Origin of the sequence: Streptomyces sp. NPDC006326, from assembly GCF_040612915.1 — a bacterium.
In the GTDB taxonomy this organism is placed as follows: Bacteria; Actinomycetota; Actinomycetes; order Streptomycetales; family Streptomycetaceae; genus Streptomyces.
The window spans coordinates 37,662-61,799 of record NZ_JBEXRC010000027.1 but is presented as its reverse complement, the minus strand read 5'-3'; the positions used below and the strand labels follow the sequence as shown (position 1 = coordinate 61,799).

Here is a 24,138-nt window from a genome sequence, read left to right as displayed (position 1 = left end):
CTCAAGGCGCCCAGGTGAGGGTGGTGCGGGCCGGTCCGGAGACCCCGTAGAGCTCGTCGACGGCCCGCAGTTCGATGACCGCGGCCCGCTCCCGGCCGGCGCGTACGAGGTCCGGCAGGTACAGGGCCGTGCCGCAGGTGCCGCCGAGGAAGCGGCGGGAGCCGTCGGGCAGTAGCCGGTACAGCTCGTAGTGCCGGACCGCGCCGGGGGCGCGCCGCCAGGACAGCCGGAGCGAGGCCCGGCCGGCGTGCTGGGCCGAGGCGTCCACGCCCAGCGCATGCGGAGCGGGCGGGCGGCGGCGGGGCGTGTCGTCGTGTACCGACAGGGCGCCGAGCCGCCAGGCCACCGTCTCGTTCCCGCGGGGCGTGAGGCGTACGGCCAGCCCGTAGGCGGTCCGGCCCGCCAGTGCCGCGAGCCCGACCCGCGCCCTGCGCCAGCCCCGTCCGGAGCCCGGGGCCGGCACCGGCAGCCAGGTGTACGGGACCGGCTCGCCCGCGGCGGCCGGCTCGCGCAGCGCCACACCGACCTCGACGGCGAGCGGCCCTGCCGCACAGGCGTGCACCAGCTCCACGACCGTGGCACGGGTCAGCGGCAGGCGGGTCGCGTGCAGGCCCACGGCCGCCGGGGCGCCGGGCCGCCCCGCGACGAGGAGACTGGAGCCGCCGCGCCAGGCGTCCGCGAAGTCCAGCGTCACCGAGGGGCGTTCCCCTGCCGTGTCCACCACCCAGCGGCGGCCCGGCAGGCGGTCCTGGAGCCCGAGGTGGTTCCACGGTGCCTCGGAGACGACCCGGCCCGCCTCGTACCAGCGCTCCCCGTGCCCGGTGTTGAAGGTGCAGGCGAAGGGGAGGGCGGTGACGGTGGAGCGGTCGGCGACGACGGTGGCCGGCGCCCGCCAGCCGTCCTCGGGGCCGGGGCGGGCCGGATCGAGGGAGGCGCCCGTCCAGAACCGGTCGTCGGCGCGGTGGAAGGCACCGGGGGAGCGGTCGGTGAGGTGGTTCAGGGTCCACTCGGGCCGGTAGAACCCGTAGCTGACCACGTGGTCGCCGCCCCGCGGGACGATCGCGTCCCAGGCAACCGCGGAATCCCAGCCGCGTGCCTCGGTGTCGACGGCGGCCCACAGCTCGTGGCGGGAGCGGCCCAGCCGGTCGGCGAGCGCCCCTGATTGCGCCAGCGTGCCGGCCGTCCAGCGGAAGTCCAGGAACACGGTGTCCGTGACCCGGCCCGACCGGTCCTCGAAGAACTCCTGGTTGAGCGCGTTGAGCGCGCCCTGCCAGCCGACCCGGCCGGTGCTGTTCATGGCGTCGTACCAGGTGATCCGCAGGCCGTACGGGGCGCCCGCCGCCCGCAGGGCGCGCAGGAACTCCCGCATCCGGGAGGCGAGCTCGCTGTCCCCGCCGTCGGTCTCGGCGTTGACGAACCAGCCGTCGAAGCCGTGCGTCCGCGCCACCTCGGCGAGCTTCCCGGCGAGCGGGAACCGGCCGAGGGCGTCGCGCTGCACCAGGTCCCGCGTCCAGCGCAGGTCGCCGCCGTACGGGACGGGCGGGAGGAAGATGTTGCCCAGCACCCGGACGCCGTTGCGGTGGGCGGCGTCGACGACGGGCGCGTTCGGGGCGAGCACGATCCCCTCGCCCGCGGAGCCGCCCCAGAAGACGAGCTCGTCCAGGTAGGCCCAGTGCGTCAGTGCGTAGTAGTCGGCGCTCGCGCAGCCCTGGGCGGGATTGCGGGCGGTGGGCCCGAAGGAGACGAGCGAGGCGATCCGGGCCCGGCCCGCCCGGGCCTCCCGGTTCGCCGGCACCGGGGTGAAACGCGGGGCGAGCGGCACGGTCGCGGTGTTGAAGGCCAGGTCCGGATCGGACTGCGGGGTCCACTCCTTGAGGGAGCGCCACACGATGCCCGGGCCGGGCTCGCCCTGCGGAAGCGAGTCGGGGAACCAGTAGGAGGCGTACGGGGCCAGGTCGGCCCCCGCGATGCCGGCCGGCGGCAGCGGCGGGGCGGCGCCCGTGCCGGGAGCCGCGGGGGACACCGGGGCCGCCGCCATGGGGGCCGCCGCGCGGGCAGGGGCGCCCGGCAGGGCCGCTGCCCCCGCCCCGGCGGCCACGGCGGCGAGCACCCGGCGCCGGGACGGCCGGTGTGCGGGGGGCGTAGGAGGATCGACGCCGTTGTCGGTCGCGGACATGCAGGGCTCCTCGGTCAGGTGGGGGAGCATCGGTCGAACGGCGGGTCAGCCGCCCCTGTTCTCAGCGCACATCGCAGACGCGCACCACCTCCGTGATCCCGCGGGCCTGCAGGTGCGCGGCGTCCTCGGCGAGCTCCGCCAGCACCACGGCGGGGCGTACCCCCTGGGCCGTCAGGGCGGCCCAGGCCTCGAAGAAGGCTCCGCCGGGGGCGCACACCGAGCGCTTCGGCGCGTCCTCGGCCCCGCCCACGTCCACGACGAGCGCGGTGGACCGGACGGCCGGGCGGTGTTCCCGGCCCCGCCACTCCTGCGCGACCCGGGCGAGGGCAGCACCGGCCGGCTTGGTACGGCGGTCGTTGGTGAGCAGGCCGAGCCCGTACTCCAGCTCCGGGAAGTCCGCGAGGTCCCGGGACACGTCGTGGGAGCACCACCAGGTCACCCCCCACAGGTCCGGGCAGTCCAGCGCCCCCGCGAGCGTGGCCCGGGTGAACCCGGCCGCGTGCTCGGCCGGGATCAGCGGAGCGGGCGCACCGACCTCCTGGAGCCACACCGGCCGGTGCGGATCGCGCGCCCACGCCTTCGACAGCTCGACCCGGTACGCGGCGTGCTGCTCGGTGGCGGTCCCGGTCCGGCCGTGGCGCTGCGCGGTGCCGTTGAACACCCAGGAGTGGACGGCGGTCGCCGTACCCAGCCGGGCGGCGTGGGCCGCCGTGAACGGGTGACCGTCCTGGTACCAGGCGGCGTCGTACTCGGCGTGCACGTGCAGCCGGCCGGGGGCGCCCTGCTCGCAGGCGCCCAGCATGCGCTCCAGCCAGCGGCCGGCCTGTTCGGGGGTGATCAGGTCGGGGTCGGGGTGGGGCGCACTGGAGAACTGGTTGACCTCGTTGCCGACGGTCATGCCGAGGAAGTTCGGCCGGCCGGCGAGTGCGCAGGCCAGCGTCCGCAGGTATTCCTCCTGGCCGGCGACCACGTCCGGGTCGGTGAAGAGGTTCCGCCGGTGCCAGGTCCCGGTCCAGGCGGGCAGGAAGTCGAAACTCGACAGGTGTCCCTGCAGTCCGTCGACGGCGACGTCGAGCCCGCGCTCGGCGGCCGCGTCCGCGAGCGCCACGAGCTGTTCGACGGCGCGCGGCCGGATCAGCGACCGGTTCGGCTGGAACACCGGCCACAGCGGGAAGACCCGTACGTGGTCCAGTCCCAGCGAGGCGATCGAGTCGAGATCGGCCCTGAGCTCGTCGAGGTCGAAGTCGAGCCAGTGGTGGAACCAGCCGCGCGCCGGTGTGTGGTTGACGCCGAAGCGGAGCGTGCGCGGCGGACGAGGAGCGGCTTCGCGGTCCATGAGGGTCCTGGAGTCGGTGGGTCCGGAGTCCGAGTGCTCGGTTCTGAGGTCCTGGGGCCGGGGGAACCGGGTCGTGCTGCGTGCGCCGGACGGCCGTGCTGCGTGCGCCGGACGGCCCCACAAACTGTCGCGTGCCGCGCCCGTACGTCAACAGGGCAGAACCGGGCACGTCCGCCGGGCCGCGGCCCCGGGAGCGTACGGCCCTGCCCCCGCACGCATACTGGGTCCCGACCCCTCTCAGGAGCGCCCCCGTGACCTCTCGTCCCTCCGCCTCCCCGGCCGCCCGGGCCGCCGACCCGGCCGCAGGCCCGACCGTGGCCATCGACATCGGCGGTACGAAGATCGCCGGCGCGCTGGTGCATCCCGACGGCACGATGACCTCCACCACCCGCCGCCCGACCCCCCGCGGTGTGGACGGCGACGGGGTGTTCGCCGCCGTGGCGGAGGTCGTCGCCGAGCTCGCGCGTTCCCCGCTCTGGGCGACGGCGGCGCGGTGCGGCATCGGCAGCGCCGGACCGGTGGACGCCTCGCGCGGCACGGTGTCCCCGGTGAACATCGAGGCGTGGCGGGACTTCCCGGTCCGGGCCCGGGTGATGGCAGAACTGGCCCGCCACGGTGCGCAGCTGCCCACCGTGCTGGTCGGCGACGGCGTCGCGATGACCGCCGCCGAACACTGGCTGGGCGCGGCGCGGGGCCATGCCAACGCCCTGTGCATGGTGGTCTCCACCGGTGTCGGCGGAGGGCTCGTCCTGAACAACCGGCTTCATCCGGGTCCCACCGGCAACGCGGGCCACATCGGCCACATCAGCGTGGCCTTCGACGGTGAGCGCTGTGTCTGCGGAGCCCGCGGCTGCGTGGAGTCCGTCGCCTCGGGCACGGCCATTGCCCGCTGGGCGGGCGCGCAGGGCTGGACCCCGCCCGCGGGCGGGGACGCCTCCGCGGCGGGGGTGGCGCGTGCCGCCGAGGCCGGGGACCCGGTCGCGCTGGCCGCCTTCGACCGGGCCGGCCGGGCCTTGGCCGCAGCCGTCGCGGCCACCGCGACGCTCGTCGAAACGGACGTCGCCGTCATCGGCGGGGGAGTCGCCGCCGCCGGTGACACGCTGTTCGCGCCGGTCCGCGCGCACCTGGCGGACTACGCCACCCTCTCGTTCGTGACCGGCCTGCGCGTGCTCCCGGCGGCCCTGGGCACCCACGCGGGCCTGATCGGGGCGGCCGCGGCCGCGCTGATGCTGCTGCCGGCGGACTGAGGCGGGGCCTGCGGGCCCACCGCGTCAGTGCCCCGTCACGGCCTCACGGCTTCACGGCTTCACGGCTTCACCGAGCGGTAGTACCGCTGGGCGCCCTCGTGCAGGTCCAGGGGATCCGTGTAGATGGCCGTCCGCAGGTCCACCAGCTGCGCCGCGTGCACCTCGTGCCCGATCCCGTCGCGGCTGGCGATCACCGTCCGCGTGAACTGCTCGGTCAGCTCCGGATCCGTCTCCTCGGTGGTCACCAGCAGGTTCGGGACGGCCAGCGTGGCCACCGCCGAGGTGTTCCGGGCCCGCGTGTACGCGTCCTGCGGCATCACCGCCGACCGGTAGTAGCGCGCCGGGCTTCCGGTGCCCTGGAGAGGCTCCAGCAGGTCACCGAGTTGCACGAGCCGGATCTCGAACCGCTCCGACAGCTCCCGCACCGCGTTCGTCGGCAGGCCGCCGGACCAGAAGAAGGCGTCGATCCGCCCGGCCTCCAGCTCCGCCGGCATGGTGTCGATGCCGATGGACACCGGGGTGATGTCGCGCGCCGGGTCCAGTTTCGCCGCCGACAGCAGCCGCTCCGAGATCAGCCGGACGCCCGATCCCTCCTGGCCGACCGCGACCCGCTTGCCCCGCAGGTCGCGCGCCGACTGCACCGGTGATCCGGCCGGCACCACCAGCTGCACGTAGTCGTCGTAGAGCCGGGCGCATCCGCGCAGGCGTTCCGCCCCCGGCTTGCCGTCGGCCCGGTACTTGGCGACCGCGTCCGCCGTCGCGATCGTGAAGTCCGCCTTGCCGGAGGCCACCCGCTGGAGGTTCTCCTGGGAGCCCTGGCTGGTCTCCAGCCGGACCCGCACCCCCGGCATGTCCTGGGCGAGCGCCTGCTCCAGCAGTTGCCCGTAGCGGTGGTAGACGCCCGTACGGACACCGGTGCTGAAGGTCAGGTCCCCTTTGAGCTCCGGTTCCCCGAAGGGCCGCAGCCACCACGCCAGCAACCCGAGCACGGCCAGCGCGGCCACCAGCCCCCACAGGGCGGTGCGCCTGCGCAAGCGGGGCGGTACGACAGCCATGGCCGCGATCCTGCCACCCGCCCGCCGCCCTGTCACGGGGAGCCCTGCCCGCGGGGCCCTGCCCGCGGGGCCCCGGCGGCCGGGGGCCGGAGGGCTCCCGGGTACCGCCTACCCTTGTTGCATGACCAGCAGCAGCGACCGGAGCACGGCAGTGGACGTCAAGGGAACTTACGAGGTGCGCACCTACGGGTGCCAGATGAACGTGCACGACTCCGAGCGACTCTCCGGTCTGCTGGAGGACGCGGGCTACACGCGGGCCCCCGAGGGCTCCGACGGCGACGCGGACGTCGTCGTCTTCAACACCTGCGCGGTGCGCGAGAACGCCGACAACAAGCTGTACGGCAACCTCGGCCGGCTCGCCCCGATGAAGACCAAGCGCCCCGGCATGCAGATCGCCGTCGGCGGCTGCCTCGCGCAGAAGGACCGCGACACCATCGTCAAGCGGGCCCCCTGGGTCGACGTCGTCTTCGGCACACACAACATCGGCAAGCTGCCGGTCCTGCTGGAGCGCGCCCGCATTCAGGAGGAGGCGCAGGTCGAGATCGCCGAGTCGCTGGAGGCCTTCCCGTCGACCCTGCCGACCCGCCGCGAGTCCGCGTACGCCGCCTGGGTCTCGATCTCCGTCGGCTGCAACAACACCTGCACCTTCTGCATCGTCCCGGCGCTGCGGGGCAAGGAGGAGGACCGCCGGCCGGGTGACATCCTCGCCGAGGTGGAGGCGCTGGTCGCCGAGGGCGTCTCGGAGATCACCCTGCTCGGCCAGAACGTGAACGCCTACGGCTCCGACCTCGGCGACCGCGAGGCCTTCTCCAAGCTGCTGCGCGCCTGCGGCCGGATCGAGGGCCTGGAGCGCGTCCGCTTCACCTCCCCGCACCCGCGCGACTTCACCGACGACGTGATCGCGGCCATGGCCGAGACCCCGAACGTGATGCCGCAGCTGCACATGCCGCTGCAGTCCGGCTCGGACACGATCCTCAAGGCGATGCGCCGCTCGTACCGCCAGGAGCGCTTCCTCGGCATCATCGAGAAGGTGAGGGCCGCGATCCCGCACGCCGCGATCTCCACCGACATCATCGTGGGCTTCCCCGGCGAGACCGAGGAGGACTTCGAGCAGACGATGCACACGGTCCGGCAGGCGCGCTTCGCGAACGCGTTCACCTTCCAGTACTCCAAGCGGCCCGGCACCCCCGCCGCCGACATGGACGGCCAGATCCCGAAGGAGGTCGTGCAGGCGCGCTACGAGCGCCTGGTCGCCCTCCAGGAGGAGATCTCCTGGGAGGAGAACAAGAAGCAGGTCGGCCGGACCCTGGAGGTCATGGTCGCCGAGGGCGAGGGCCGCAAGGACGGGACGACGCACCGCCTGTCGGGGCGTGCCCCCGACAACCGCCTCGTGCACTTCACGAAGCCGGAGACGGAGGTCCGCCCCGGTGACGTGGTGACCGTGGAGATCACCTACGCCGCCCCGCACCACCTCCTCGCCGAAGGCCCGACCCGCTCGGTGCGCCGCACCCGGGCGGGCGACGCCTGGGAGCGGCGCAACGCCGCCCCCGCGCAGCCGAAGGGCGTCATGCTGGGCATCCCCACGCTGGGCGTCCCGGCCCCGCTCCCGGAGGCCACCACGGGCTGCGCCCTGCCCTCGTGACGCGCCCCGCCGGGCGGCTAGGCTGCGGATCATGCTCGTAGCCGCAGCCGTCTGCCCCGCCCCGCCGCTCCTCGTGCCCGAGGTCGCCGCGGGGGCCGCCGCCGAACTCGGCGACGCCCGTACCGCCTGCTCCGACGCACTCGCCGTGCTGGCCGCCTCCCGCCCCGACCGGCTCGTCGTCGTCGGAGCCTCGGACGCGGACCGGCAGGGTCGCTACCCCCAGGGCTCCCGCGGCGGCTTCCGCGGCTTCGGTGTCGCCGCCGACGTACGGCTGGGGACCGGGGACGAGGGCCCGCGCCCGCTGCCGGCCGCCCTGGCCGTCGGGGCGTGGCTGCTGGAGCACGCCCGCTGGGGCGCCGCCCCCGTCGAGGGCCTCGCGGTGGACGAGCGGCTGGGCGCCGAGCGGTGCCTGGAGACCGGCCGGGACCTCGCCGCCCGCGACGGCCGCGTCGCCCTGCTCGTCATGGGCGACGGCAGCGCCTGCCGCACCCTGAAGGCCCCCGGCTACCTGGACGAGCGCGCCGAGGCGTTCGACGCCGCCACCGCCCGGGCCCTGGCCGCGGCGGACGTGCAGGCGCTCGCCGCCCTGGACGCCGGCCTCGCGCAGGAGCTGCAGGCGGCCGGCCGGGCTCCCTGGCAGGTGCTGGCGGGCGCCGCGGAGGGTGCGGGCCTCGAAGGGCGGCTGCTGTACGAGGACGCCCCGTACGGGGTCGGCTACTTCGTGGCCGCCTGGTCCTGAGGGCCGGACCGCCAGGCCGCAGCGGGACGCACGCAGGCAGGGGCACACCGCGGGAGCGGGCACGGCGAAGGGGCGCGGGTCCGGTGTGAACCCCGCGCCCCTTACGGAACCGACCGGGTCAGGGAGCCGCTGTCGGCGGAGTCGGCCCGCCGGCTGCCGGCGGGGTCGGTCCGCCGGGCTCGTCCTTGTGCGCGATCCTGCCCAGGGCGTCCTTCGCCTTGCCCGTACCGGTCGTGATCCGGTCGCTGTACTTGCCATGGGTCTTGGAGTCCACGACCTTGGCAACCTTGTCCAGACCCTCGCCGATCCTGCCCTCGTGCTGGTGCGCGAGGTCGCCGACCTTCTCCTTCGCCGGAGCGAGCTTGGCCTTCAGATTGTCGAGCAGGCCCATGGGTCACCTTCCAGTGGCGGTAGCTACGTACGGGCGCCCTCACCGGTCTCGCTGTCCGCGGCTGCCTCCGCCGACTGCTGCTTGGGGATCTCCACGGCTTCCGCCGCGGGAGCCTGCGCCGCAGTGGGCTCGGCCTCGGCCACCTCGGACTCCGTCGTCACGTCCTCGGTTGCCGCCTCCGCGGTCGCAACCTCGTCCTTACGACGAAAAAACCGACCAAAAACGCCCATGTCTACTCCCATAACGTTACTCGTGCGGGTGAAGTTCCGCTGTGTCCGGCCCGGCCTCCGCCGGGCGTACGCCGGGCGGAACCTCGTCAGGGCAACGACCCCGCCACCACCCCGTCACGTAGCTCGATCGGGTACATGCCGCGGGGTTTGCGAGACTGGGGCCGTGAGGAAAGCAGCCCCCGCCCCGCGGGTCATCGCCGTCGTCGGTCCCACCGCGGCCGGAAAGTCCGACCTGGGCGTCGCCCTGGCCCGCCATTTCGACGGCGAGGTCGTCAACGCCGACTCCATGCAGCTGTACCGGGGGATGGACATCGGCACCGCCAAACTGACGACCGAGGAACGCGGCGGCGTACCGCACCACCTCCTCGACATCTGGGACGTCACCGAGACCGCCAGCGTCGCCGAGTACCAGCGCCTGGCCCGCGCCGAGATCGACAAGCTGCTCGCCCAGGGCCGTACGCCCGTCCTCGTCGGCGGATCCGGGCTCTACGTACGCGGCGCCCTCGACGCCATGGAGTTCCCCGGCACCGATCCCGAGGTCCGGGCCCGGCTGGAGGAGGAGGCCGCCCTGCGCGGCCCCGGCGCCCTGCACGCCCGGCTCGCCGCGGCCGACCCGGACGCCGCCCGGGCGATCCTGCCCAGCAACGGCCGGCGCATCGTCCGCGCCCTGGAGGTCATCGAGATCACCGGGAAGCCGTTCACCGCCAACCTGCCCGGCCACGAGTCGGTCTACGACACCGTGCAGATCGGCGTCGACGTGGCCCGGCCCGAGCTCGACGAGCGGATCGCCCTGCGCGTGGACCGGATGTGGGAGGCCGGACTGGTGGACGAGGTCCGCACCCTGGAGGCCCGGGGCCTGCGCGACGGAATCACCGCCTCCAGGGCCCTGGGCTACCAGCAGGTACTGTCCGCGCTCGCAGGGGAGTGCACCGAGGAGGAGGCCCGGGCCGAGACGGTCCGCGCCACCAAGCGGTTCGCCCGCCGCCAGGACTCCTGGTTCCGCCGCGACCCGCGGGTGCACTGGCTCAGCGGGGCCGCCGCCGACCGCGGGGAACTCCCCGGACTTGCGCTGTCGTTGGTCGAACGAGCGGTTACAGCCTGATCACGTGATGGCATCGGGACGCCCCGTGCGCCCGTTCGGAGCTCCTGGCCGTGCCATCATCAAACTCCGCAGGTGCGGTCACCGGCGGTGAACGGCGGCGTACGAAGTCCGAGTGGGGAGGGCGCGTGGCGATGGAGGCCGGCCCTCGCGACACCGGTCGGGACGACACCCGGCGGGAAGCGGATCCGACGCTTCTCGACAGGTCGCCCGAGCCCGACGGACTCGGCCTGCCCGCCGACCCCGAGCGGCTGACCCCCGACGGCCCGGACACCCCGGACCCCGCCGAGGCGGAGGCCGCCTCCGGCCCCGAGTTCGAGGTCGAGCTGCGCCCGCAGCGCCGCCTGCGGCTGTGGCAGATCGCCCCGATCGTGATCCTCGCCGCGTCCGGCTCCCTGATGTTCGCCTTCCCGCTCGCCTTCGAGTTCGGCGACGGCGGAGCCGTCGTCGCCATGCTCGGCTTCCTCATCAGCTCCTGTGCGGGCGGCTGGGCCATGATGGCCGCGCGCCGCGTGGGCTACAGCTGGCCGGGCCTGCCGCCCCGCGGCAGCGGCCGCCGCCCCGACTGGCGCCTGGCCGCCCTCTACGCCCTGATCGCCCTGGCGGTCGTCGCCCTCGCGGTCTACCGCGTGGCCCGCCTCCGCTAGGCCGGGTCCTTCGGCCGATCATGCCGGGCCCGCACGACGGGCCCTGAACGGCCCAGGGCCGTCCCACCTGCGCACCGGCCGCTCGGTACCATGGCCGGGTGACGCACAGCACCCTCTCCTTCCTCAAGGGCCACGGCACCGAGAACGACTTCGTGATCGTTCCGGACCCGGACAACTCCGTCGAGCTGCCCGCGGCGGCCGTCGCCAAGCTGTGCGACCGGCGCGCCGGGATCGGCGCCGACGGCGTGCTGCACGTCGTCCGCTCCGCCGCCCACCCCGAGGCCGCGCACCTGGCCGACGAGGCCGAGTGGTTCATGGACTACCGCAACAGCGACGGCTCCATCGCCGAGATGTGCGGCAACGGCGTCCGCGTCTTCGCCCGCTACCTCCAGTACGCCGGCCACGCCGAGCCCGGTGACCTCGCCGTCGCCACCCGCGGCGGCGTCAAGCAGGTCCACCTCGACAAGAGCGGCGACGTGACCGTCTCCATGGGCCGCGCCGTGTTCCCCGAGGAGCAGGTCACCGTGATGGTCGGCGACCGCGCCTGGCCCGCCCGCAACGTGAACATGGGCAACCCGCACGCCGTCACCTTCGTCGAAAGCCTGGACCACGCCGGGAAGCTGCTCGACCCGCCGCCCTACAGCCCCGCCGAGGTCTACCCGGCCGGGGTCAACGTGGAGTTCGTCGTCGACCGCGGCCCCCGCCACGTCGCCATGCGCGTCCACGAGCGCGGATCCGGCGAGACCCGCTCCTGCGGCACCGGCGCCTGCGCCGTCGCGGTGGCCGCCATCCGGCGCGACGGGGCCGACCCCTCGGTCACCGGCGAGTCCGCCACGTACACCGTCGACCTCCCCGGCGGAACCCTCGTCATCACCGAACACCCCGACGGCCGGATCGACATGACCGGACCGGCCGTCATCGTGGCCGCGGGCGAGTTCGACCAGACCTGGCTCACCGAAACGGCTTTCGGCTGAAGATTCCCTCTCATGGGTGATCCGTTTCACGCTGAGCGAGAGGTGGACTGCGCCACGTGGTGGGGTCGGTAGCATCAGGCACCGGCCCTGAGGGCTCACCCCATGCCCACCGCTGCCGGTCGAAGCCGCCGGAGGTGCCCATGAGTGCAGAGGCCACGAACCCCGAAGCACGTCCCGAAGCGCGCCCCGAACTCCGCAGACGGGGCCGGACCCGCATTGACCTGCGCCGACTCGGGCGCGCGGCCCTGCTCGGGCCGACGTCCCGGGACCGGCTGCCCGACGCCATCGGACACGTCGCCGAAGCACACCGCGCCCACCATCCCGACGCGGACCTGTCCATCCTGCGCCGCGCGTACGTGCTCGCGGAGTCCTCGCACCGCGGCCAGATGCGCAAGAGCGGTGAGCCGTACATCACACATCCACTCGCGGTCACCCTGATCCTCGCCGAACTCGGCGCCGAAACCACCACCTTGACGGCCTCTCTGCTGCACGACACCGTCGAGGACACCGACGTGACCCTCGATCAGGTCCGGGCGGAATTCGGTGACGAGGTCTGCTTCATCGTCGACGGCGTCACCAAGGTCGAGAAGATCGACTACGGGGCGGCCGCCGAACCCGAGACCTTCCGCAAGATGCTCGTCGCCACCGGCAACGACGTCCGCGTGATGTCCATCAAGCTCGCCGACCGGCTCCACAACATGCGCACCCTCGGCGTGATGCGCCCCGAGAAGCAGGCCCGCATCGCCAAGGTCACCCGCGACGTGCTCATCCCGCTGGCCGAGCGGCTCGGCGTACAGGCCCTCAAGACCGAGCTGGAAGACCTCGTCTTCGCGATCCTGCACCCCGAGGAGTACGAGGCCACCCGCGCCCTCATCGCCGCCCACGCGGGGGAGCGCGACCCGCTCCCGGCCATCGCCGACTCCGTGCGCACCGTCCTGCGCGACGCCGGCATCACCGCCCAGGTGCAGGTACGGCCCCGGCACTTCGTCTCCGTGCACCGGATCGCCCTCAAACGCGGCGAGCTGCGCGGCTCGGACTTCGGCCGCATCCTCGTCCTGGTCGGCGAGAACGCCGACTGCTACGCGGTGCTGGGCGAGCTGCACACCTGCTTCACCCCGGTCGTCTCGGAGTTCAAGGACTTCATCGCCGCCCCCAAGTTCAACCTCTACCAGTCGCTGCACACCGCCGTCGCCGTGCCCGAGGGGTACGTCGCCGAGGTCATCGTCCGCACCCACCAGATGCACCGCGTCGCCGAAGCCGGCGTGGTCGCCCTCGGCAACCCCTACGCCACCGCGGCCGCCGACGCCGAGTGCGAGGAGGAGCGGGTCGACCCGACGCGGCCCGGCTGGCTGTCCCGGCTGCTCGACTGGCAGCAGTCCGCCCCCGACCCCGATACCTTCTGGAGCGTGCTGCGGGCCGAGCTGGCCCAGGACCGGGAGATCACGGTGTTCCGGGAGGACGGCAGCGCCTCCGGCACGATCAGCCTGCCCGCCGGGGCCAGCTGCATCGACGCCGCCTACGCCCAGTACGGCGAAGCGGCCCACGGCTGTATCGGCGCCCGGGTCAACGGGCGCCTCACCTCCCTCGCCTCCCGGCTGTCCGACGGGGACACCGTCCAGCTGCTGCTCGCCCAGGACACCTCCTCCGGCCCTTCCCCCGACTGGCTGGAGCACGCGCGGACCCCGGCCGCCCGGATCGCCATCAGCAGCTGGCTCGAAGCCCATCCCGACGGGGCGACGCCCACCACCACACCCGCACGGGCACCGCTCTCGGTGGTCGGCGCCCGTGGCGGCGGCGGCAACGCGGTCGTCGACCTGCCCCACGCCACCGTACGGCTCGCCGGCTGCTGCACCCCGGTGCCGCCGGACGCGGTGGCCGGGTTCGTCGTACGCGGCGGCGCCGTCACCGTCCACCGCATCCACTGTGCGGCGGTCGCGCAGATGCGCTCCCTGGGACGGACCTCCGTCGCCGTCCACTGGCGGGCCACCGCGGACTGCCGGGTCACCCTGGTCGCCGAATCGTTCGGCCGCCCCCACCTGCTGGCCGACCTGACGGAGGCCATCGCCCGCGAAGGCGTCGAGGTCGTCTCCGCGACCGTGGAACCCCCCGTCGAACAGCGCGTCCGCCACACCTACACCCTCCAGCTCCCCGACGCCGCCGGCCTGCCCGCCCTGATGCGCGCCATGCGGGACGTGCCCGGCGTCTACGACGTCAGCCGCGCCTGAAGGCCCGCCTCCCGGATCAGGCCGCACCAGGCCCTGCCGCGGCGTCCCCCGGCCCTGCCGGAGGATCCCGTTCGGGTGGACTCGTCGCGCGCCGTGCACGGGCGCGCGGCGGGCGCTGGTATGCGGTGGGGGATGCAGCTGACCTCCCCCCGCAAGCGCGCCGCCCTGCTCGCCGCGGCCTCCCTCACTCTCGTCGCCGCCGTGCTGCCCCCGCCGAAGCCGCTGGGCATCGGTGACCCGCTCTTCCCCGAGCTCGGAAACCCCGGGTACGACGTCCTCTCGTACGACCTGTCCTTCACGTACAAGGACAACAAGAGCCCGCTCGAAGCGGTCACCGTCATCGACGCCCGCGCCCTGAAGCCGCTGGAGCGGATCAACCTGGACTTCACCCGCGGAACGGTCGCGTCCGCCGAGGTCAACGGGCAGCCGGCGCGCTTCGAGACCGCCGGGGAGGACCTGGTGCTGACGCCCGCGAGTCCCGTGGCGCCGAACGTGCCGCTGCACATCACCGTCCGGCACACCAGCGATCCGCGGGGCCGCAGCGACGGCGGCTGGGTGACCACCGACGACGGCCTGGCCATGGCCAACCAGGCCGACGCCGCCCACCGCGTCTTCCCCTGCAACGACCACCCCGCCGACAAGGCGTACTTCACCTTCCGGATCACCGCCCCGGCCGGTGTCACCGCCGTCGCCAACGGGGTGCCGGGGGCGATGCCGGCCCGGGCGGCAGCCGGCGCCACGACCTGGACGTACCGCACGCTGCACCCCATGGCCACGGAACTGGCGCAGGTCTCCGTCGGCGACTCCGCCGTCGTCCGCGGGACCGGACCGCACGGACTTCCGCTGCGCCACGTGGTGCCGTCCGCGGACCGGCAGCGCCTGGACCCGTGGCTGAAGAAGACCGCGGCGCACGTCGAGTGGATGGAGAAGCAGGTCGGCCGCTACCCCTTCGAGAACTACGGCGTACTGATCGCCCGCGCCAAGACGGGCTTCGAGCTGGAGACGCAGACCCTCTCGCTCTTCGAAAGCGGCCTGTTCTCCGGAGAGGTCTACCCCGAGTGGTACGTCGAGGCCGTGATGGTGCACGAGCTCGCCCACCAGTGGTTCGGGGACAGCGTCACCCCGAAGGCCTGGTCCGACCTGTGGCTGAACGAGGGGCACGCCACCTGGTACGAGGCCCTCTACGCGGACGGCCTCGGGAAGTACTCCATGGAGCGGCGCATGCGCGAGGCGTACCAGCGCTCCGACCAGTGGCGGGCGGCCGGCGGGCCCCCGGCCGCCCCGAAGCCCGCCGCGCCCGGCCAGAAGATCGGGCTGTTCCGGCCCGTGGTGTACGACGGGGCCGCGCTGGTGCTCTACGCGCTGCGCCAGGAGATCGGCGCCGCGGCCTTCGACCGCGTCGAGCGGCGGTGGCTGCGGGACCACAAGGACGCGACGGCGGGCACCGACGACTTCGTACGCCTCGCCTCGCAGGAGGCCGGACGCGATCTGGAGCCCTTCCTGCGTCCCTGGCTGTACGGGGCGACGACCCCCGCCATGCCGGGCCACCCGGAGTGGGGCGGCCCGAAAAGCGTGTGACCCCCGGGGAACGGGCATGTCACCATCGACGGGGCCGCCCGCCGTGGGGAATCTCCCGGCGGTGTGACACGTTGGACGTGGCAGTGTTATGTCACGCGTGGCACCGGCTGTGGACTGCCGACGCGGACCCATCCGACAACGACGTAAGGATCCAATGACCTCCTCTTCTTCCCCTTCCCAGGACGCGCGGGACGCACGGGACGTGCCGGACCCGCAGAGCTTCACCGAGAGCCTTCGGGCCGACGCCCTGATGGAAGAGGACGTCGCCTGGAGCCACGAGATCGACGGAGACCGGGACGGCGACCAGTTCGAGCGCTCCGAGCGCGCGGCGCTGCGTCGTGTCGCGGGCCTCTCCACCGAGCTCGAAGACGTCACCGAGGTCGAGTACCGACAGCTGCGCCTGGAGCGCGTCGTACTGGTCGGCGTGTGGACCTCCGGCACGGTGCAGGACGCCGAGAACTCCCTCGCGGAGCTCGCCGCCCTCGCCGAAACGGCGGGCGCACTCGTCCTGGACGGCGTGATCCAGCGCCGCGACAAGCCCGACCCGGCCACCTTCATCGGCTCGGGCAAGGCCCGCGAACTGCGCGACATCGTGCTGGAGAGCGGCGCCGACACCGTCGTCTGCGACGGTGAGCTCAGCCCCGGCCAGCTCATCGCCCTCGAAGACGTCGTCAAGGTCAAGGTGGTCGACCGCACCGCCCTGATCCTCGACATCTTCGCCCAGCACGCCAAGTCCCGAGAGGGCAAGGCACAGGTCGCCCTCGCGCAGATGCAGTACATGCTGCCGCGACTGCGCGGCTGGGGTCAGTCGCTGTCCCGGCAGATGGGTGGCGGCGGCGGTGGCGGCATGGCCACCCGAGGCCCCGGTGAGACCAAGATCGAGACCGACCGGCGCCGGATCCGCGAGAAGATGGCGAAGATGCGCCGGGAGATCGCGGAGATGAAGACCGGCCGCGACATCAAGCGGCAGGAACGGCGCCGCAACAAGGTGCCCTCGGTCGCCATCGCCGGTTACACCAACGCCGGAAAGTCCTCCCTGCTCAACCGGCTCACGGGCGCGGGCGTCCTGGTGGAGAACGCCCTGTTCGCCACCCTCGACCCGACCGTGCGCCGGGCCGAGACGCCCAGCGGTCGCATCTACACCCTGGCCGACACGGTCGGCTTCGTCCGGCACCTGCCCCACCACCTCGTCGAGGCGTTCCGCTCCACGATGGAGGAGGTCGGCGACTCCGACCTCATCCTGCACATCGTCGACGGCTCGCACCCGGCGCCGGAGGAGCAGCTGGCGGCCGTGCGCGAGGTCATCCGCGAGGTCGGCGCGGTCAACGTGCCCGAGATCGTGGTGATCAACAAGGCGGACGCCGCGGACCCCCTCGTCCTGCAGCGGCTGCTGCGGATCGAGCGGCACTCCATCGCCGTCTCGGCGCGGACCGGCCAGGGCATCGCGGAACTCCTCGGGCTCATCGACGCCGAACTGCCGCGGCCCGAGGTCGAGGTGGAGGCCCTCGTGCCGTACACGCACGGCTCGCTGGTCGCCCGCGCCCACGCCGAGGGCGAGGTGATCTCCGAGGAGCACACCCCGGAGGGCACCCTGCTCAAGGTGCGCGTCCACCAGGAACTGGCGGCGGACCTGTCCCCGTACGTGCCCGCGAAGCGGTAACACGCGGAGAACGAAGACCGAGGGCCCCTGCACTGCAGGGGCCCTCGGCCGTGTGTGCGGTCCGAACAGACCGGGAGGGGGCTACTTGAACTTGCGGCTCACCGCGTCGAAGATCCCCTTGGCCTCCGGGCCCAGCCGCGGTCCGGCCAGCCAGCCCGCCTTGGCCGGGCCGATCGAGGTGTTCGACACCAGCGCCGGCTTGCCGTCACTGCCGGTCGCCACCCAGCCGCCGCCGGAGGAACCGCCGGTCATCGTGCAGCCGATGCGGTACATCACCGGGTCGGTCGCGTTCAGCGACAGCCGGCCCGGCTTGTCCGTGCACTGGTACGCCTTCTGCCCGTCGAAGGGAGCCGCCGCCGGGTAGCCCGTCGCGGTGATGCCCGCGACCTTCGGCACCGCCGGGGCGTTGAACTCCACCGGGAGGGCCGAACCGACGGTCTCCTCCAGCGACTTGCCCGTGCTCTTCTCCGGGGTCACGTGCAGCACCGCGAAGTCGTACGGGGCGCCCGCGCCGCCCTTGGGGCCGCCGGTCGCGATCCACTGGTCCGAGGTCTGCGCCCAGTCGCTCCACCACACGCCGTAGGGGGCCACCTCGTTGCGCGGAGCACCCTTCAGCTGCGCCGCGGGCTTCCCGGCGTTGTTGTAGGAGGGCACGAAGGCGATGTTGCGGTACCAGCCGCCCGACTGGCCGGCGTGCACGCAGTGGCCCGCCGTCCAGACCATGTTGGACCTGCCCGGGTGCGCCGGGTCCTTGACCACGGTCGCCGAGCAGACCATCGAGCCCTCGGGGCCGTCGAAGAAGACCTTGCCCGACACCGGAACGCTCGTGTGGTACGGCGCGTTCGCCGCCTTCGCCACCACCGGAGCCGGGGCCGGGTCCGTGACGCCCTGGTCCTTGCCCGCATCCGGGTCGACCGCCGGCGTCTGCGGCTGCTCCGCATCACGCATCCGGTCCGAGTCCCACAGGCCCTCGATGATCGGGTTGATGTAGTCGCCCGCCTCGCGGAGCCAGTCCTCCCTCTTCCAGTTCTTCCACGCACCCCCCTTCCACTGCTCCATGTCTATGCCGTGCTGCTTGAGCTTGTCCCTGAGCTGGTCCGGGATCTTGATCCCCTCGGCCCCGGACGGAAGGCTCGCCGCCACGGTCGGCTTGGCGTCGCCGCCGGCCTCCCCGTCTCCGGGTCCGCAGGCCGCGGCGGTCATCGCGAGTGCCGCCGCGCACAGGATCGCGGTGACCGGTCGGTTCGGTCGCATGTCGTGAATCCCCCTGGTGATTCTGGGCGTGGGATGCGGTGCAGTGAGGTACGTGCCGCTCGTTCAGCCCCCCACTATGCCGCTGCCGTTGGGGACGGCACAGCCCGGGCCCTCGGTTCCGGGCCGGGCGGACCCGCCGACGCCGGCTCATGCCTGCTGCCGGCCAAGGATCTTGGGCCCACCCGTGATCCCCCGCCGCCACCGTCGTTGGTACGTACGGGGGATGGGGGAGCAGTGTTCCAGTTCGAGGCGCAATCCGGTGGAGCATTCCGTGCGGGAGGTCCGACACTCGTGGCTTTGACCGAGCAGGACGCGGCGTCCGCGGCACAGGTCCCGCCGCAGCAGAACCGGCGCCCCGGCCCGGACGGACCGTGCCCGGACGGACGGTGCCCGGACGAACCGTGCCCGGACAGGCCGTGTCCGGACGGACCGGGATCCGGTGGGGCGACGGCCACGGCGGAGGGCATCCTGCGCCGGCAGGCGATGCGCGAGTCCGCCGCCCGGACGTACGCGCGGTCCCTGCCCGTCGTCCCGGTGCGCGCCCGCGGCCTGACCGTCGAGGGCGCGGACGGACGCCGCTACCTCGACTGCCTCTCCGGGGCCGGCACCCTCGCCCTCGGGCACAACCACCCCGTGGTGCTCGAAGCCATCCGGGGCGTGCTCGACTCCGGGGCCCCGCTCCAGACCCTCGACCTGGCGACGCCCGTCAAGGACGCCTTCACCACGGAGCTGTTCGCCTGCCTGCCGCAGGAGCTGGCGGCCGACGCCCGCATCCAGTTCTGCGGGCCGGCCGGGACGGACGCCGTCGAAGCCGCCCTCAAGCTGACCCGCACCGCGACCGGGCGCACGGGGCTGCTCGCCTTCACCGGGGCCTACCACGGCATGACCGCAGGGGCCCTGGGCGCCTCGGGCGGAGCCCCGGACGTCCGGGTGACCCGGCTGCCCTACCCGCAGGACCGCGACTGCCCGTTCGGCGTCGGCGGACCCGAGGGCGCCCGGCTCGGGGCCCGCTGGACCGAGAGCCTGCTGGACGATCCCAAGAGCGGGGTGGCCAAGCCCGCCGCGATGATCGTCGAACCGGTGCAGGGGGAGGGCGGCGTCCACCCGGCCCCGGACGACTGGCTGCGCCGTATGCGGGAGCTCACCCGGGCCCGCGGGATCCCGCTGATCGCCGACGAGGTGCAGACCGGGGTGGGCCGCACCGGAGCCTTCTGGGGCGTCGACCACGCCGGGGTGGTGCCCGACGTGATGGTCCTGTCCAAGGCGATCGGCGGCAGCCTCCCGCTCGCGGTGATCGTGTACCGGTCCGGACTGGACGTATGGACGCCCGGAGCCCACGCGGGCACCTTCCGCGGCAACCAGCTCGCCATGGCAGCGGGGGCCGCCACCCTGGCCTACGTACGGAAGAACCGTCTCGCCGAGCGCGCCGGCACCCTCGGGGAGCGGATGCTCACGGCGCTGCGCGGCCTCGCCGGGGCCCACCCCTGCATCGGGGACGTCCGGGGCCGCGGCCTGATGATCGGCGTCGAACTCGTCTCCCCCGACACGGGCGCTGCCGCCCCCGGCCTTGCCGCATCCGTTCGCCAGGAGTGCCTGGACCGCGGCCTGATCGTCGAACTCGGCGGCCGCCACAGCAGCGTCGTCCGGCTCCTGCCGCCGCTGACCCTCACCGACGAACAGGCCACGGCCGTCCTCGACCGCCTGGCCGATGCCATCCCCGCGGCCGCAGCCCGCCGGCCCCACTGACCCGCTTCCCCAAGGACCCCGATGCCCGATCCCCACCACCCCCGTCCCGCCTCCCCGGCCGATGCTCCGCCCCTCCCCCCTGCCCACCCGACCCACCCCGCCGCCCCACCCGACCAGCCACGCACCCCCACCCACCCGCCCGAGGCCGGCCCCCAGCCGAGCAGCGCCCCCACCCCCTCGCTCCCCGCCAGCCCGGACCACCCAGGCACGTCCGCCCAGCGGCCCCCGGCCGGTCCGGAGCCCCGGAGCGCCGCTGCTGCGGCCCGGTTCCCCGGTGCGCCGGATTGCGTCGGCACCCCCGCCCCGCCGGGCACGCCGGAGCGGAGCGGCGCCGGGGTAGGAGGGGAGGCAGGCAGAGGTGACCCGGCGCGCGAGCTGCGCCCCGCGGGCCACGCACGGCCGGACGCAACCGGCGCGGCAGTCCCCACCCCGGTTGTGGGCCCCCATGAGCAGATTCCGCCCGGCACCGCCACGGACGGGAGGGCCCCCGAGCCGACGCCGCCAAGCCCGGCTCCGGCTCCGCAGGACGCGGCCGGGGCGGGCAGCGAGGGCAGGGAGGACGGTCAGGCCGCCACCGACTGGCTGCCCCCGCAGCTCCCGGCCACCGCGTGGCCGACCGAAGTCGGCCCCACCGTGCCGCGGCAGAAAGACGGCACGCTCCGCCCCGGGACCGGCACCGCAGGCCCCGCCGGACCCGAGCCCGCGCTGCTGCCCGACCTGTTGGACCACCCGGACCCGGCCGTCGCCGCCGAGGCCGCTACCGTCGAGAACCTGCTGCGGTGCTGGGTCCGCGAACGGGGTATCGGCCGGCCCGACGGCCCCGTCGGAACCCTCCTGCGCATCCCCCTCCCCGCATCCGGCACCGCCCTGCTCGTCGCCGTCCGGTACTGGTCGCCGACCGGCTGGCACCGCTTCGCGCCCGCCCGCTTCGAAGGCGCACCCGCCGGCTCCCCCGCCCTGGACGCCGTCACCCTCGCCGCCCTGATCGCCCGCGAGGGCAACAGCGGCGGCCGCGGCGGAACCGATCTCGTCGGCCGGGTCGCCGACTCGGTGCGCCGCACCGCCGAGTTCATCGCCGACCGGCGCGAACGCCCCACCCCGCCCGCTCCGGTCGCCGGTGAACTCTTCCTCACCGCCGAACAGTCCCTCCTTCTCGGCCACCCCCTCCAGCCGGACCCGAAGAGCCGCGAGGGACTCTCCCAAGCCGACGTACGCCGCTACTCACCCGAGCTCCACGGCTCCTTCCCCCTGCACTGGTTCGCCGTCGCGCCTTCCGTCCTCGCCACCGACTCCGCCTGGACCGAACGCGGCCGCCTGGTCTCCGCCGCCCGGCTCCTCGACCGTCTTGCCCCCGGACTCCCCCTCCCCGACGGCACCACCCCCCTTCCCCTGCACCCGTGGCAGGCGCACGACCTGCTCCAGCGCCCCGCCGTCACCGCCCTGCGCGACGCGGGACTCCTCCACGATCTGGGCCCGTACGGCGAACCCTGGTACCCCACCTCCTCCGTCCGCACCGTCCACCGCCCCGGGGCCCCCGCGATGCTCAAGCTCTCCCTGGGCCTGCGCATCACCAACTCCCGCCGCCAGAACCTCCGCAAGGAACTCCACCGCGGCGTCGAGGTGCACCGCCTGCTCCGCACCGGCCTCGCGGAACAGTGGCAGGCGGCCCACCCCGGCTTCGACATCGTGCGCGACCCCGCCTGGATCGCCGTCGACGCCCTCGACGGCACCCCCGTCCCCGGCCTCGACGCCGTGCTGCGACACAACCCCTTCCGCCCCCACGACGACGCCGTGTGCATCGCCGCACTCACCGCGCCCCGCCCCTGGCCGGGCCGGCCCGCCATGCGCTCCCGGCTCGCCGAGACCGTCTCCCGGCTCGCCGCCACCACCGGCCGCCCCGTCTCCGCCGTCGTAGCCGAGTGGTTCCTGCGCTACCTCGACCACGTCGTACTGCCGGTCCTCGCCTTCGACGCACTCGCCGGCATCGCCCTCGAAGCGCACCAGCAGAACACCCTGGTCCTCCTCGACCCGGCCGGCTGGCCGGTCGGCGGCCGGTTCCGCGACAACCAGGGCTATTACTTCCGTGCCTCCCGCCGCGCGGAGCTGGAGCGCCGGCTCCCCGGCATCGGCAGCGCCAGCGACACCTTCGTCTCCGACGCCGTCACCGACGAACGCTTCGCCTACTACCTCGGCATCAACAACGTGTTCGGGCTCATCGGAGCCTTCGGATCCCAACGCCTCGCCGACGAACGCGTCCTGCTCGCCGCCTTCCGCCGGTTCCTCGGCAAAGCCTCCGGCCTCGGACCGGTCCCCGCGCAGCTGCTCGACTCACCCACCCTGCGCTGCAAGGCGAACCTGCTCACCCGCCTGGGCGGCCTCGACGAGCTCGTCGGCCCCGTCGACTCCCAGTCCGTCTACGTCACCCTCACCAACCCCCTCCACGACTGAGCCCCGATGCCCTCCACCCAGACACCCACCGGCCCCACCACAGCCGCCACTGCCACCGCGATCGCCGACGCCGCCCGCCGGCTGACCGCCGGGCTCCTGCCGCTCCTCGCCGAAGCCGATCTGCTCGACTCGCCGGCCGCATGGTCCGGCGCCGACACCCCGGCCGGGTTCTTCCGCCTCGAACCCGTCCACCTCGACCACGACCTGGAGCTGCTCACCGGCTGGATGAACGACCCCGAAGTGGCGGCCTACTGGGAACTTTCCGGCCCCGCCTCCGTCACCGCAGCCCACCTGCGGACGCAGCTCGACGGTGACGGCCGCAGCATCCCCTGCCTCGGCCTGCTCGACGGCACACCCATGAGCTACTGGGAGATCTACCGGGCCGACCTCGACCCGATCTCCCGCCACTACCCGGCGCGCCCCCACGACACGGGTATCCACCTGCTCATCGGAGACGGGACGAACCGGGGCCGCGGGCTGGGCACCGGTCTGCTGCGCGCCGTCGCCAACCTGGTGCTCGACAACCGCCCCCGCTGCACCCGCGTCATCGCCGAACCGGACATCCGCAACACCCCCTCCGTATCAGCCTTCCTGAACTCCGGCTTCCGCTGCTCCTCGGAGCTCGACCTTCCCGGCAAACGAGCCGCCCTGATGATCCGGGAGCGGGCGCTGCGCAACCTCATCTGACCGCCGCCCCCGCGCACCCCGTCCACCGCTCCAAGCCCCCCTCCGCGCTTGCCGTTTCGGCCCCACACATCGAAAACTCCGCGTCGCCCGGCGCAGTTCCCGACCTGAGGAGTCCCGTGCAGAATTTCTTCGCCGCTCCAGACTCCACGGGCCCGCTTCGCGCAAGGCGCTGTACCAACCGCCCCGGCCCCCGCCAAAGACGCCTGGGAGGTGACCCTCGAAACGACGGCAGCAGCTCGTCTTCCGCGCCCGCCGCGGCGCCTACGACAGTCGGCAGGTGTCCCCGGACTAAGGACTCGTTCACCCTCACCCCGCCGTCCCCGTCGGCGATGCCCCCGACCGCCTTCGGGGCCCCGTTCGCCTTCCCCCTCCGGGCGCGCACGCTGCTGCGCCTCGACGGCGCGACCTCGGCCACCTGATCGGCGAGCTCATCGCCACCCGCTCCGCCGACGCCCGCATCCACCCCACCGCACTCATCGCCGACGTCTGGCCGACATCGACCACGCCGAGCTCGAAGGCCACCAGACCAGCCACCCGCTGGCACGTCCTGAACACGGGCCGCACAGGACTCTCCGCGGCGGACACCGCGGCCTGGGCCCCCGAGGCCCGCGTCCACCAGCGCCTGCCGCGGCTCGCCGCGCACATTCACTGGCGTACCGCTACGGCACGGTGTTCTCCCCGCACGGCGAGAACACCACCGTGATCCACGACGAGCACCACGTCCCGGTGCGGGTCGCCCTGAAGGACTTCGTGGTCCCTCGTACGGGCGGAGATCCTGCGCCACAGGCCCGCTTCCCCGAGCTCAAGGACCGCTACGAGCTCTTCGGCCTGCTCGGCGAGCGCATCCGGCGGCTCGGCCTCGACCGGAACCGGCTGTACGCGGACGGCTACGGGGACCTCGGCGAGCGCCCGCACGCCGTGCAGCACGGCACCGCACCCAACCCCTTGTATCGGCCATGCATCCTCGCCGTGGCCGTCGCTGTCGGTGGCGCGCCGTAGGGTTG

The 24,138-nt window shown here is 73.8% G+C and carries 18 protein-coding genes and 1 pseudogene; 13 read left to right on the top strand and 6 right to left on the bottom strand.

Going from position 1 to position 24,138, the window contains the following annotated elements:
* Position 1: 1 nt before the first annotated feature.
* On the bottom strand, positions 2–2,176 hold the full coding sequence (locus tag ABZ128_RS21360) for an endo-beta-N-acetylglucosaminidase (protein ID WP_356850311.1): 2,175 nt from the start codon (positions 2,174–2,176) through the stop codon (positions 2–4).
* 61 nt (positions 2,177–2,237) lie between these two features.
* Positions 2,238–3,512 carry a glycosyl hydrolase gene (locus ABZ128_RS21355; protein ID WP_356850309.1) on the bottom strand — a complete coding sequence of 425 codons (1,275 nt, stop codon included), beginning with the start codon at positions 3,510–3,512 and terminating at the stop codon, positions 2,238–2,240.
* A gap of 314 nt (positions 3,513–3,826) precedes the next feature.
* On the opposite strand from ABZ128_RS21355, the gene ABZ128_RS21350 reads away from it, so the two are divergent.
* Entirely contained in the window at positions 3,827–4,759 is a 933-nt protein-coding gene (locus tag ABZ128_RS21350; RefSeq protein ID WP_356850364.1) for an ROK family protein, read from the top strand.
* Between the two features lie 59 nt (positions 4,760–4,818).
* Here ABZ128_RS21350 and ABZ128_RS21345 read toward each other — a convergent pair whose 3' ends face one another.
* Positions 4,819–5,814: a TAXI family TRAP transporter solute-binding subunit gene (locus ABZ128_RS21345; protein ID WP_356850307.1), complete on the bottom strand. Its 996-nt coding sequence runs from the start codon at positions 5,812–5,814 to the stop codon at positions 4,819–4,821.
* Between the two features lie 121 nt (positions 5,815–5,935).
* Here ABZ128_RS21345 and miaB point away from each other — a divergent pair, with 121 nt between their 5' ends.
* Together miaB and ABZ128_RS21335 are read left to right on the top strand one after the other, a co-directional pair.
* A complete protein-coding gene (gene miaB / locus ABZ128_RS21340; RefSeq protein ID WP_356850306.1) occupies positions 5,936–7,456 on the top strand; it encodes a tRNA (N6-isopentenyl adenosine(37)-C2)-methylthiotransferase MiaB in 1,521 nt (506 codons plus the stop codon).
* Positions 7,457–7,487: 31 nt separating this feature from the next.
* Positions 7,488–8,195, top strand: a complete 708-nt coding sequence (locus ABZ128_RS21335) for a class III extradiol dioxygenase subunit B-like domain-containing protein (protein WP_356850304.1) — start codon at positions 7,488–7,490, stop codon at positions 8,193–8,195.
* Between the two features lie 118 nt (positions 8,196–8,313).
* On the opposite strand, the gene ABZ128_RS21330 is transcribed toward ABZ128_RS21335, so the two are convergent.
* Positions 8,314–8,586 carry an antitoxin gene (locus ABZ128_RS21330; RefSeq protein WP_356850302.1) on the bottom strand — a complete coding sequence of 91 codons (273 nt, stop codon included), beginning with the start codon at positions 8,584–8,586 and terminating at the stop codon, positions 8,314–8,316.
* Between the two features lie 23 nt (positions 8,587–8,609).
* A complete protein-coding gene (locus tag ABZ128_RS21325; protein WP_356850300.1) occupies positions 8,610–8,747 on the bottom strand; it encodes a gliding motility protein in 138 nt (45 codons plus the stop codon).
* Between the two features lie 232 nt (positions 8,748–8,979).
* Between ABZ128_RS21325 and miaA the strand changes: the two genes are divergently transcribed.
* The 6 genes from miaA (at position 8,980) to hflX (ending at position 16,999) form a co-directional block, all read left to right on the top strand.
* Positions 8,980–9,918: a tRNA (adenosine(37)-N6)-dimethylallyltransferase MiaA gene (gene miaA / locus ABZ128_RS21320; RefSeq protein WP_356850298.1), complete on the top strand. Its 939-nt coding sequence runs from the start codon at positions 8,980–8,982 to the stop codon at positions 9,916–9,918.
* 131 nt (positions 9,919–10,049) lie between these two features.
* The gene (locus tag ABZ128_RS21315; protein WP_356850362.1) at positions 10,050–10,562 is read left to right on the top strand and encodes a hypothetical protein; all 513 of its coding nucleotides are present in this window, start codon (positions 10,050–10,052) and stop codon (positions 10,560–10,562) included.
* A gap of 98 nt (positions 10,563–10,660) precedes the next feature.
* Complete coding sequence (dapF, locus tag ABZ128_RS21310) at positions 10,661–11,536, top strand: diaminopimelate epimerase (RefSeq protein WP_356850296.1); 876 nt, start codon at positions 10,661–10,663, stop codon at positions 11,534–11,536.
* Positions 11,537–11,676: 140 nt separating this feature from the next.
* Positions 11,677–13,761, top strand: a complete 2,085-nt coding sequence (locus ABZ128_RS21305; protein ID WP_356850294.1) for an HD domain-containing protein — start codon at positions 11,677–11,679, stop codon at positions 13,759–13,761.
* A gap of 132 nt (positions 13,762–13,893) precedes the next feature.
* Positions 13,894–15,339, top strand: a complete 1,446-nt coding sequence (locus ABZ128_RS21300; protein ID WP_356850292.1) for a M1 family metallopeptidase — start codon at positions 13,894–13,896, stop codon at positions 15,337–15,339.
* 154 nt (positions 15,340–15,493) lie between these two features.
* Positions 15,494–16,999 (top strand): GTPase HflX, encoded by a 1,506-nt coding sequence (gene hflX / locus ABZ128_RS21295; RefSeq protein ID WP_356850290.1) that lies wholly within the window; start codon positions 15,494–15,496, stop codon positions 16,997–16,999.
* A gap of 81 nt (positions 17,000–17,080) precedes the next feature.
* Here hflX and ABZ128_RS21290 read toward each other — a convergent pair whose 3' ends face one another.
* Positions 17,081–18,253 (bottom strand): hypothetical protein, encoded by a 1,173-nt coding sequence (locus tag ABZ128_RS21290; RefSeq protein WP_356850289.1) that lies wholly within the window; start codon positions 18,251–18,253, stop codon positions 17,081–17,083.
* A gap of 465 nt (positions 18,254–18,718) precedes the next feature.
* On the opposite strand from ABZ128_RS21290, the gene ABZ128_RS21285 reads away from it, so the two are divergent.
* The 4 genes and pseudogenes from ABZ128_RS21285 to ABZ128_RS21270 form a co-directional block, all read left to right on the top strand.
* Complete coding sequence (locus ABZ128_RS21285) at positions 18,719–19,999, top strand: diaminobutyrate--2-oxoglutarate transaminase family protein (protein ID WP_356850361.1); 1,281 nt, start codon at positions 18,719–18,721, stop codon at positions 19,997–19,999.
* A 435-nt stretch (positions 20,000–20,434) separates the two neighbouring features.
* Positions 20,435–22,447: an IucA/IucC family protein gene (locus ABZ128_RS21280; protein WP_356850287.1), complete on the top strand. Its 2,013-nt coding sequence runs from the start codon at positions 20,435–20,437 to the stop codon at positions 22,445–22,447.
* A gap of 6 nt (positions 22,448–22,453) precedes the next feature.
* On the top strand, positions 22,454–23,134 hold the full coding sequence (locus ABZ128_RS21275) for a GNAT family N-acetyltransferase (protein WP_356850286.1): 681 nt from the start codon (positions 22,454–22,456) through the stop codon (positions 23,132–23,134).
* Between the two features lie 642 nt (positions 23,135–23,776).
* A pseudogene (locus ABZ128_RS21270) lies at positions 23,777–24,133 on the top strand (IucA/IucC family C-terminal-domain containing protein); the annotation flags it as partial.
* Positions 24,134–24,138 lie beyond the last annotated feature (5 nt).

Excerpts from the sequence above, each read along its gene's own strand:
- ABZ128_RS21290 (WP_356850289.1), bottom strand. The coding sequence starts at position 18,253 with ATGCGACCGAACCGACCGGTCACCGCGATCCTGTGCGCGGCGGCACTC.
- miaB (WP_356850306.1), top strand. The coding sequence starts at position 5,936 with ATGACCAGCAGCAGCGACCGGAGCACGGCAGTGGACGTCAAGGGAACT.
- ABZ128_RS21355 (WP_356850309.1), bottom strand. The coding sequence starts at position 3,512 with ATGGACCGCGAAGCCGCTCCTCGTCCGCCGCGCACGCTCCGCTTCGGC.
- ABZ128_RS21335 (WP_356850304.1), top strand. The coding sequence starts at position 7,488 with ATGCTCGTAGCCGCAGCCGTCTGCCCCGCCCCGCCGCTCCTCGTGCCC.
- ABZ128_RS21345 (WP_356850307.1), bottom strand. The coding sequence starts at position 5,814 with ATGGCTGTCGTACCGCCCCGCTTGCGCAGGCGCACCGCCCTGTGGGGG.
- ABZ128_RS21315 (WP_356850362.1), top strand. The coding sequence starts at position 10,050 with ATGGAGGCCGGCCCTCGCGACACCGGTCGGGACGACACCCGGCGGGAA.
- ABZ128_RS21330 (WP_356850302.1), bottom strand. The coding sequence starts at position 8,586 with ATGGGCCTGCTCGACAATCTGAAGGCCAAGCTCGCTCCGGCGAAGGAG.
- ABZ128_RS21300 (WP_356850292.1), top strand. The coding sequence starts at position 13,894 with ATGCAGCTGACCTCCCCCCGCAAGCGCGCCGCCCTGCTCGCCGCGGCC.
- ABZ128_RS21360 (WP_356850311.1), bottom strand. The coding sequence starts at position 2,176 with ATGTCCGCGACCGACAACGGCGTCGATCCTCCTACGCCCCCCGCACAC.
- ABZ128_RS21305 (WP_356850294.1), top strand. The coding sequence starts at position 11,677 with ATGAGTGCAGAGGCCACGAACCCCGAAGCACGTCCCGAAGCGCGCCCC.
- hflX (WP_356850290.1), top strand. The coding sequence starts at position 15,494 with ATGACCTCCTCTTCTTCCCCTTCCCAGGACGCGCGGGACGCACGGGAC.
- ABZ128_RS21275 (WP_356850286.1), top strand. The coding sequence starts at position 22,454 with ATGCCCTCCACCCAGACACCCACCGGCCCCACCACAGCCGCCACTGCC.